The 9710-nt window shown below is 42.7% G+C and carries 8 protein-coding genes; 5 read left to right on the forward strand and 3 right to left on the reverse strand.

The window, feature by feature from the left end:
- The first annotated feature begins 145 nt into the window (after window positions 1-145).
- From PN470_RS19820 to radC, 4 genes are all read left to right on the forward strand, one after another.
- Entirely contained in the window at window positions 146-1870 is a 1725-nt protein-coding gene (locus PN470_RS19820) for a LamG-like jellyroll fold domain-containing protein (RefSeq protein WP_272104980.1), read from the forward strand.
- Window positions 1871-1873: 3 nt separating this feature from the next.
- Window positions 1874-3718, forward strand: a complete 1845-nt coding sequence (locus PN470_RS19825) for a phospholipase effector Tle1 domain-containing protein (protein WP_272104981.1) — start codon at window positions 1874-1876, stop codon at window positions 3716-3718.
- Window positions 3719-4084: 366 nt separating this feature from the next.
- Window positions 4085-5272 (forward strand): aspartate aminotransferase, encoded by a 1188-nt coding sequence (locus tag PN470_RS19830; RefSeq protein WP_103112851.1) that lies wholly within the window; start codon window positions 4085-4087, stop codon window positions 5270-5272.
- Window positions 5273-5365: 93 nt separating this feature from the next.
- Window positions 5366-6097, forward strand: coding sequence for a RadC family protein (gene radC, locus PN470_RS19835; RefSeq protein ID WP_002732646.1), 732 nt, complete (start codon window positions 5366-5368; stop codon window positions 6095-6097).
- 229 nt (window positions 6098-6326) lie between these two features.
- Here radC and PN470_RS19845 read toward each other — a convergent pair whose 3' ends face one another.
- Window positions 6327-6665: a hypothetical protein gene (locus PN470_RS19845; RefSeq protein WP_353851594.1), complete on the reverse strand. Its 339-nt coding sequence runs from the start codon at window positions 6663-6665 to the stop codon at window positions 6327-6329.
- Window positions 6666-7026: 361 nt separating this feature from the next.
- Here PN470_RS19845 and PN470_RS19850 point away from each other — a divergent pair, with 361 nt between their 5' ends.
- Window positions 7027-7752 (forward strand): GUN4 domain-containing protein, encoded by a 726-nt coding sequence (locus PN470_RS19850; protein ID WP_016516836.1) that lies wholly within the window; start codon window positions 7027-7029, stop codon window positions 7750-7752.
- Window position 7753: 1 nt separating this feature from the next.
- Here PN470_RS19850 and PN470_RS19855 read toward each other — a convergent pair whose 3' ends face one another.
- Both PN470_RS19855 and thyD read right to left on the reverse strand, forming a co-directional pair.
- Complete coding sequence (locus tag PN470_RS19855) at window positions 7754-8539, reverse strand: hypothetical protein (RefSeq protein WP_130757621.1); 786 nt, start codon at window positions 8537-8539, stop codon at window positions 7754-7756.
- A gap of 44 nt (window positions 8540-8583) precedes the next feature.
- On the reverse strand, window positions 8584-9531 hold the full coding sequence (gene thyD, locus PN470_RS19860; RefSeq protein WP_002753289.1) for a thylakoid membrane protein ThyD: 948 nt from the start codon (window positions 9529-9531) through the stop codon (window positions 8584-8586).
- Window positions 9532-9710: the final 179 nt, after the last annotated feature.

Here is a 9710-nt window from a genome sequence, read left to right on the forward strand (position 1 = left end):
AGGTTTGGTGGGTAAAATGTATTCTAAGATACATTCTCAAGAGCGAGGGGGTGGAACGAACCACAAAGACACAAAGGACACAAAGATTGATCGATCATATTGTAAGTTAAACTTATCACACAGAACCTAGAAGAGCCAAATGACAATGAGTCAAACGGAAAATACTACGAGTGTCAAGAAGGATGCTATCGAATCTGTCCTAGCATTTGATGGCATAGACGATTATGTGCAGTTACCCGCAGCTAATACAGATTATTCGCAAGGATTTACCGTAGAAGCTTGGGTGCAGCACAAAAGTTTTCGCTCTTGGTCAAGAATTATTGATTTCGGCAATGGAGCCGAGAAAAATAGCATTGTTTTGGGAAATGTGGGCAAATCTAAGCCCCTGGGACTCCATCTGTTTTGTAACAACGAAAAGCACTTCATAGAAGCCCCAAATGCCTTGGAAATTGGTAAGTGGACTCATGTAGCCGCTACCATTGATAAATCAGGGATGGGCAAACTATATAAAAATGGTCAATTAATCCAAAGTAAACAATTAAGCCTTCCAGACAACCTGAACCGAACCTTAAACTATATAGGTAAGAGTAACTGGGTTAATGATGGTTACTTTGAAGGTCAAATGACGGAAGTGAGGGTGTGGAACATTGCCCGACCAGAATCAGAAATCAAAGAAAATATGTCCCAGCGATTAAAGGGAAATGAAACCGTATTAGTGGGATATTTGCCCCTCAATGAAGGTTCAGAAAATATCGCCAAAGATAAGACAAGTAATGGCAATAATGGCACAATTAATGGTGCTACTTGGGGAAAATCTGAATTACCCATAACTGGCACGAAGGAGTCTGAAATAGGGAAAAAACCTGATGTGATCACTGGGGGTAATTCTCCCAGTAAATACGGAATTGCAGATACAAGAACTAATTATTATCTTGTAGATACCAACAAACCCATTAATGGCAATGGTGAAATAACTGGGTGGAATATTTGGGCAGAAAACACATCACCTGTACAACTGATCACTTATAGGAAGGAAGCAAATACCTGGTCAGTTGTGGGAAAAAGCGAGGTAAAAACTCCTGTGATTGGTTTAAACGAATTTTCCCTTACTACACCGATTAAAGTCAACCAAGGTGACTTTGTGGGAATATATTATCCCCAAGCAGGTTCTATCAGTTATGATAAGAATACTGCTCCTCTTGGTAACTTAAGCGGAAAAGTTTTGTTTACCTCATCCGGTGCTACTGCTACAGCATTTTCCGATTCAGTTGATCGTATTTATTCCTTAAGTGTCAAGGGAAATGTTGGAGAAATTCCTATAAAGATTGAAAAGACAGAAACAGCTAACTATGGAGTAATTGGTGTTGGGACAAATAATCTCCTGTGTAGCCGAGATACTTTAACCAGTGACTGGAAAGAGATACCTAATAGTGGTGCGGTCATTGGTGCTATCGTTATGCCAGATGGCAAAATAGTCGGCGTTGGAACCAATAAAAGCCTCTACACCCGAGATAGCTTGATCAGTGACTGGAAGGAAGTACCTAATAGCGGTGCGGTTATTAGTGTCACCGTCATGCCGGATGGGGAGTTAGTTGGAGTTGGGGCGAATAATCGCCTCTATAGCCGAGATAGCTTGACCAGTGACTGGAAGGAGATCCCGAATAGTGGTTCAGTTATAGCAGTGACTTGTTCAGTTCCACCCAAATTTACAACCCCTGAACCAGTTCCTAGCGACAATACGGATCAAGTATCTAAACCGATAAAATTAGGTCCGACAGGTGGTTCAATCTCAGGCACAGATTTTCAAATTCTTCCTAAAGATACTGCTCCACAATCACAATTGAAAAAGGTATTTGTGAATGCAGGTTGAGCAATTGACGCACTTCAGGTTGAATACGAAAATCCCGCTTCTATTCCGGGAGAAACCTATCTTTCAGACCTAGTTGGTGGTCGCGGCGGTACAAAAGGAGAATTTTCCATACCAGCAGGGGATTATCTCACGAAAATAAGCGGCACTTGGGGAATGTCAGCACCAGGACGTCCCAAGCAAGAAATTGTCACCATCCAATTTGAAACCAAAAAGGGAGTTAAATCACCCGTTTTTGGGGGAAAGCATGGAAAACAAGAAGTTGACCCTTTCGTCTTAGAAGCGCCAGAAGGTCAGGAGATTATCGGCTTCTTTGGCTCTTATGGGGGAGGGCAAAATTTGTTAGTACGTTTGGGGATTTATTGCCAAACTGTTACAACTTTGGCAAAACTGGAACCATCTAATCCTCAAACTCCATCAAACAATGAAGAAGTTACTCCCAAGGAACAATCATCTAGTATCAAACCCGAAACATTGACCCCATCGGAACCATCTAATCCTCAAACTCCATCAAACAATGAAGAAGTTACTCCCAAGGAACAATCATCTAGTATCAAACCCGAAATATTGACCCCATCGGAACTATCTAATCCTCAAACTCCATCAAACAATGAAGAAGTTACTCCCAAGGAACAATCATCTAGTATCAAACCCGAAATATTGACCCCATCGGAAACATCTAATCCTCAAACCTCAGAATCAACTCAAGATAAGAATATGTCTGAACCATTATCTAAGCCTGACACCACTGAGCCGACTAAACCCTCTAATACAACCAAGAAAAAACGTTTGGTTGTTTGTTGTGATGGTACTTGGAATGAATTAGCAACTTCCTATCCTACAAATGTCGTCAAATTTGCCCGCTTAGTTAAATACACCGCCGATGATCAAACCCCACAAATGGTTCATTATATATCAGGATGTGGCACAGAAGAAGACGCTGATTTAATCGAGCGTTTAGGCGGGGGTGCTTTCGGCTGGGGAATTGACAGAATTATTCAAGATGCCTATCGCTTTTTATGTATGAATTATGACGTAGAAGCTGAAGACGAAATTTACCTAGTTGGCTTTAGTCGCGGAGCCTATACAGTTCGTTGTTTAGCAGGTATGATCTATAACAGTGGTTTATTGAGCCGTTCCAAAATCCGCGAATTGCCTAAAGCTTATGAGCTTTATCGAAATTCTAAAATTAAGCCAAATGATCCAGAAGCTCAAAAATTCCGGGAAGATAACTCCAAAAAGATAGATAGCGAAAAAGATTATTTACAAGGTCGTGTACCGATCAAAATGTTAGGGTGCTGGGATACGGTGGGAGCATTAGGTGTTCCTGATCTAACGCCTTGGCTACCCTTGGCTAAACTCTGGAATCGGAAGTATGAATTTTTCGATGCTAGACTAAGTCCGATTGTGGAAAATGCCTTTCATGCAGTTGCCATTGATGAGAAACGCAGAGGTTTTCCCTCGTCCGCCATGCAGAGAAGTGACAAAAATCCTGAACAAGTAGTCAAAGAAGTTTTCTTTGCTGGTGAACATGGCTGTATTGGTGGAGGAACTAAAGAATATCGGGGGCTATCGGACTATACTTTACAATGGATAATCCACGAGGCTAAAAAGTTGGGATTGGAGTTTGATTCAACTGAAAATTATAGTGAGGAATTCCAGATTAAACCAGAGCCAACGACTAAATTTGATAATAGCGTGACTGGTGTGTATGCCTTAGCTGGTGAAGGATGGCGACCGATAGAATCTTTAAAAGTTGCCGTTCATTACAGTGTGGTCGAACGACTTAAGGCTGATCCCAATTATCGTCCTCAAAATCTAACTCCTCTGCTTAATAAGTTGCTGCCCTAATTTAGGCATTTTCAAATTTGGCAACCCCCAAGTTTTGAGGTACACTTCATATTGACGCAAAACAAGGCTCTGGTATTAAACCTCTTGCATAATTAATTTTTCAGGGTTCAAAAACGGCAAAAATTAAGTATTAAATGGTATAAAGTCTGCAAATAGACTATTTAACTGATTATCATTCATTCTTAATTCTCCTGACTACTGACTAAGGACTTGCGTGGGAATAATATCCCAGCCAGACAATCGCTCTGTAGAAGAATAAGACCAGCCCTAAATGGTACATTATCAAAGCGCAAGTCCCTAACTGCTAAATTAGCCATACACTCGTGTCATAATGTTAGATTACCTCGATCAGTAAGCCAAGAAGTAATGAGTGTAAATTGGACGAATAGCCGCGCCAAGCGATTAAGTGCCTTACCCCCCTACGTTTTCGCCCGCTTGGATGAATTAAAAGCCTTAGCCCGCAAAGAAGGACTAGATTTAATCGATTTAGGTATGGGTAACCCGGACGGTTTTGCCCCGCGTCCAGTTATCGAAGCGGCCATTCAAGCTTTTGAAACCCCCCAATTTCACGGTTATCCCCCCTTTGAAGGAACCGCCAGTTTCCGAGAAGCGATCGCTAAATGGTATGATCGCTCTTATGGTGTGGAACTCAATCCCGATAACGAAGCTTTACCCCTGCTAGGTTCCAAAGAGGGCCTATCTCACCTCGCCCTAGCTTATGTTAACCCCGGCGATGTGGTCTTAGTTCCCAGTCCCGCCTATCCCGCCCATTTTCGCGGTCCTTTGATTGCTGGGGCGACGCTATACCCGATCATTTTAAAAGCAGAACAGGATTGGCTGCTAGATATCGATTCTATCCCCGAAGATGTGGCTAAACGGGCGAAAATCCTCTATTTTAACTATCCTAGTAACCCCACCGCCGCCATTGCCCCCCGAGAATTTTTTGAGAAAATCGTTGCTTGGGCCCAGCACTATGAGATTATGCTCGTCCACGATCTCTGTTATGCTGAATTAAGTTTTGATGGTTATCAGCCCACCAGTTTATTAGAAATTCCGGGGGCAAAAGAGATTAGTGTGGAATTTCATACCCTCTCGAAAACCTATAATATGGCTGGGTGGCGCGTCGGTTTTGTCGTGGGCAATTCCGATATTATTCAAGGGTTACGCACCCTGAAAACTAATCTCGATTATGGCATCTTTTCCGTCATCCAAAAAGCGGCCGAAACCGCCCTACAACTGCCGGATAAATACGTCAAACAAGTACAGGAAAGATACCGGCAGCGACGAGATTTTTTAATCAAAGGTTTGGCGCAATTAGGTTGGGATATTCCCCCCTCTAAGGCGACAATGTATCTCTGGATTCCCTGTAGCGTCGGCATGACTTCCACGGATTTCGCCCTCAGCGTCCTCCAAAAAACTGGTGTTGTTGTCACTCCGGGCAATGCTTTTGGAGAGGGAGGGGAAGGTTATGTGCGCGTCAGTTTAATCGCCGATATCCCGCGATTAGGGGAAGCTTTACAGCGCCTCGAAGATGCGGGAATTCGCTATCAGTAAGGAGAATTTTTCCCCTTGATTTACCCGCCAAATCCCTCTAGGCACTGGCTAAAATTGTATGATGGAATTTTATCGCGGTAGCTTGCCACTTCCATGACCTACAGCTTAAGAATTGCCGATATTCCCGTCAGTGAAAGACCGAGGGAACGTTTAATCAGTGTCGGGGCGAAAAACCTCAGTAACGCCGAATTATTAGCGATTTTACTGGCTACAGGTCAAGGTAAGGGGAAACTCTCGGCGGTGGGTTTAGGACAGCATATTCTCAATGAATTGAGTAAATATCGCCGGGATCCTTTGGACGTTTTGAGGGATATTCAGCCCCAAGAATTAACCGCTATTCATGGCATTGGACCGGCTAAGGCTACTACTATTCTAGCGGCGATCGAATTGGGAAAACGAGCTTTTCAACGACGACCGACGGAAAAAATGGTTATCGATAGTCCCGATACCGCTGCCGCTATCCTTGGACACGAACTAATGTATCAGTCTCAGGAACGTTTCGCCGTTATTTTACTCGATGTCAAAAATCAGTTAATCGCACTCAAGGTGATTACTATCGGCACAGCCACGGAAACACTGGTACATCCACGAGAAATCTTTCGAGAAGTAGTGAAACAATCAGCTACTAAGTTAATTATCGCCCATAATCACCCCACTGGGTCACTTGTGCCTAGTCAAGACGATATTTTACTCACAGAACAATTATTACAGGGAGCTACCTATCTAGCCATTCCTCTCCTAGATCATTTGATCCTCGGTAATGGCAACTTCCAAAGTCTTCGCCAAATCACAGATCTTTGGGAAAAATATCCTCAAGAAGATTGACAGAAAAGACACTCGATCGGGTAGTTTAATTTTTTAGCCGTTTCAATTGGGCGTTAATTTCCTCAAACATTATGCGATCGCTGTCAAGGATTGGGGAGAAAACCAAAAATTTTGGACGCTCCTCCTAAAATAGCAACAACCAAAGCTATCAGAATCCAGCAATTCTCATTTTAAGGTTTCATGACATAAAAAGCCTTATAACAAGAGGGTTGTACAATTCTTAACAATTTTAGTGATCGCTGAAACGGCGCAAAATCGTTCTGAATTTATTTTTGCTGATCAGAATCCCCCGACTGGTAAATTCCCGATCAGCGACTCTTGCAGTTAACCCTTTAATTTCTGCGGTTAGTCGCTCATCTAAACCAGGACTTGATCTTTCTCCTTTGCAAGGATCGGGATCGTCTCTCGTGTATCTGTTTGAAACTATCATTCCCTTTGCTGAGGTGACAGCCGTACCAGAAAGCAGCAGTCCGCTCGCTTTGGGATTGCTATCCTTGGGATTTGTCACTGTCAGCGCCGTCTCTTTTCCATTACCCAAGGGCAGCACTAACCATCGAGCCGACAGCAATCTTGCTCGAGGAGCGTACCTACTGTCCGCACTTCTTAACATTCAATTGATAATTTTTACTAATATATTGCTTACAACTCTTTGCCAGTAAGGATTATAGCCACAATGATGGATTTTTGTCAGGGTGAAGAATTGTAAATTTTTTTCTCAGAAAAAATCAATTATTGAAAATGTTCTCAATAGTAGTTTCTACAATGAAGGTTTTTCGTCAAAATATCTTGGGAAATGTAAAGATATGTAAAAGTATATGAAGAGGTGCGGAATGTCGGTGCTAAAAATCCCTGTTTTGTCAGGAAAAAATCGAGCAGCCACCCCGAAATAGTGGTAATAGTATTGAAGGAGTGGTCTTAAAAGTGATGATATGACTGACCAGAATGGCGTGTTAGTAGAAGAACAAAGCGAGGATATTACCCGTCTAGCGGGTCAATTAGCCACCGAGTCGCCGAAAAATCAATTACAAATCCTGACACAATTAGCCGAGGCCGGAGAAGGTGGCCTAACTGTGTTGAGAGATTTTTTATTAGCTAGGCGCCCGACTCCTGTTAATCTGGTGACAGGTAAGGCCTATCAGTTGCTATACCAAGATAATAGCACTCAGAGCAAGGAATTTTTAGCTAATTATTTCCCCACGGGTATTGTTCCCCTAGACAGTGCTAAAGGTATCGATTATCGACTTTTACAGGAACTATTGGCTAAACAGGATTTTCAAACTGCCGATAGTCTCACCCGTCAAAAACTCTGTGAATTAGCAGGAGAAGGAGCAATACAGAGGAAATGGGTCTATTTTACGGAAGTAGAAGCTTTCCCCAGTGTAGATATTCAGACTATTGATCATCTTTGGTTAGTTCATTCGGAAGGGAAATTCGGTTGGTCGGTGCAGCGCAAATTATGGCTCGGTGTCGGTCAAGATTTCCCGAAACTCTGGCCGAAAATTGGCTGGAAAAATGGCAATAATTGGACGAAATACCCGCAGGAATTTATCTGGGATTTAAGCGCTCCCGTCGGCCATTTACCCCTGTTAAATCAACTGCGTGGGGTGAGAGTCGCTGCCTCTTTATTTTCCCATCCCGTCTGGAGCGAAAAATAGATTAGCGATAGTAAAAATCATAGTTTTTTAGGGCATTCAGTCGGGCTAAATTGAGACGATAATGATAACCTAGTCTTTTTTGGAGAGGTTGCCAAAAATCTTTTTTAATGGGAGGTTGATAACTGGCATCAAGATGATTGCTTTTGTTTTTGAGGATTAACCAGGCTTCACTGGTATCTACTGTCCACCCGACTTTTGCTGCCGCTAGTCCCATAATACTGCCTTCGCCACTGTGCATTCCTTTCATTTCTAAATAGAGTGCTATCTTCCCCCAAAAATGCAAAAACTCTTGCTCTTTCCCTCCATCTCTAGTGACTATAAATAAAGACTCTCCAATCCAATTTACTTGTTCACTCGGAATTCCTAGTTTTTCAGAAACCCTAATTAAATTAGGTAAATCTCGAGGACGATATTTTTTATTATGCTCAACCATACTTTGATGATAACCAACGATACCTGGAGTAAAATCAAGATTGTCCGATAATGATTCTATTAGTCTTGTATCCGCATCGACAAAAATAGCTGTCGGAAATAACTTTAAACTTTTTTCTAGAACAAAGCGTTTATCATTATAACAATGTAAAATCCCTTTTTGAGTATGTTTAAAAGCGATAACATTGGGACTATTATCAAAATACTGAGGGGCATCAGTTCCCACCACTAGACTGCCCCCAGGGGCGTATTTTTTTAAATCTTCAGCCAGAGTTTTAGTTAATTTTTGATACTTTTCTCTTAGGGCTAAAGTGCAAAAACAATAATTTGCTGTCGGTTCGGAAGAATTGCTCATAGATTAGTAATATCTGGAATTTTTGCCCTCAGTATATCAGCTTTCTACATTTTCGGGACAATTTCCTCTAAGGCCGCTTCTAGATTAGGATAACGATAGTCAAAACCGATCGCTTGGGTGGCTTTTGGCAGCACTTCTTGACCTTCTAAGACGATTTTTGCCCCTTCTCCCAAGAGAATTTCGAGGGCAAAATCCGGCACTGGCAACCAAGAAGGACGATTCATTACTTCCCCTAATATCTGACAGAATTCTTTCATCCGGACGGGATTGGGTGCAGTAGCATTGAACGTGCCGTTAATTTCTGGGCGATCAAGACAATAGATAATTAAATTAATTAAATCATCCCGATGAATCCAAGAAAACCACTGACGACCGCTGCCAATCGGTCCGCCGGCAAAAAGCTTGAAGGGTGGGATCATTTTCCCTAAAGCACCCCCATTGTCTAAAACAATACCCGTGCGAAGAATGACTAAACGAGTGCCGTAATCTTTAACTTTTTGGGCTGCTGTTTCCCACTTTTTACAGACATCCGCCAGAAAATCGCCACCGGGAGGGCTGTTTTCGTCAAAACTAGCGGTTTCGCTGGTTCCATAGTAACCGATCGCCGAGGAGTTAATTAAAACTTTCGGTTTCTGGGCAGCAAGTGCGGTCGCAACGCGCTCGCTACGCGAGATCGCTTCGACAATTTTCTCGGTGCCGATTTCCCGACTAGCGACGATTGCTCGTTTTGCTTCACCGGTCCAGCGTTCCGAAATCGGTTCTCCCGCTAGATTAATCACCGCGTCACATCCGGAAATCTCTTTTTGCCAATCCCCCGATTCTGTGGCGATATAGGGAATAATCTCTATCTTAGGATAGATTGACTTTGGGTACATTCTTCGGGCTTTATCGGGATTGCGAGTCAAAATTAGGATGTCATCGCTGCGATCAAGGAGTTTGACCACCAATCGACTCCCCACAAATCCTGTCGCCCCAGTAATCGCTATTTTCATGGTTTCTTGACTAAATTTATCCTTATTTTAGCTGGTTTTTAACTATCAGAATTCAGGAGTTGAGAGTTGGGGTTTTAGGGTTTTAGGGTTTTAGGGTTTTAGTTGAAATTTCCCCATTCCCCTATCTCCCCACACCCCACACCCCACACCCTACACCCTACACCCTACACCCTACACCC

The sequence above is a fragment of the Microcystis sp. CS-574 genome (assembly GCF_028329095.1).
Classification (GTDB): Bacteria; Cyanobacteriota; Cyanobacteriia; order Cyanobacteriales; family Microcystaceae; genus Microcystis; species Microcystis ichthyoblabe_A.

Coding starts and splice junctions, on each gene's coding strand:
- thyD (WP_002753289.1), bottom strand. CDS start 9,531: ATGAAAATAGCGATTACTGGGGCGACAGGATTTGTGGGGAGTCGATTG.
- PN470_RS19820 (WP_272104980.1), top strand. CDS start 146: ATGAGTCAAACGGAAAATACTACGAGTGTCAAGAAGGATGCTATCGAA.
- PN470_RS19850 (WP_016516836.1), top strand. CDS start 7,027: ATGACTGACCAGAATGGCGTGTTAGTAGAAGAACAAAGCGAGGATATT.
- PN470_RS19830 (WP_103112851.1), top strand. CDS start 4,085: ATGAGTGTAAATTGGACGAATAGCCGCGCCAAGCGATTAAGTGCCTTA.
- PN470_RS19855 (WP_130757621.1), bottom strand. CDS start 8,539: ATGAGCAATTCTTCCGAACCGACAGCAAATTATTGTTTTTGCACTTTA.
- radC (WP_002732646.1), top strand. CDS start 5,366: ATGACCTACAGCTTAAGAATTGCCGATATTCCCGTCAGTGAAAGACCG.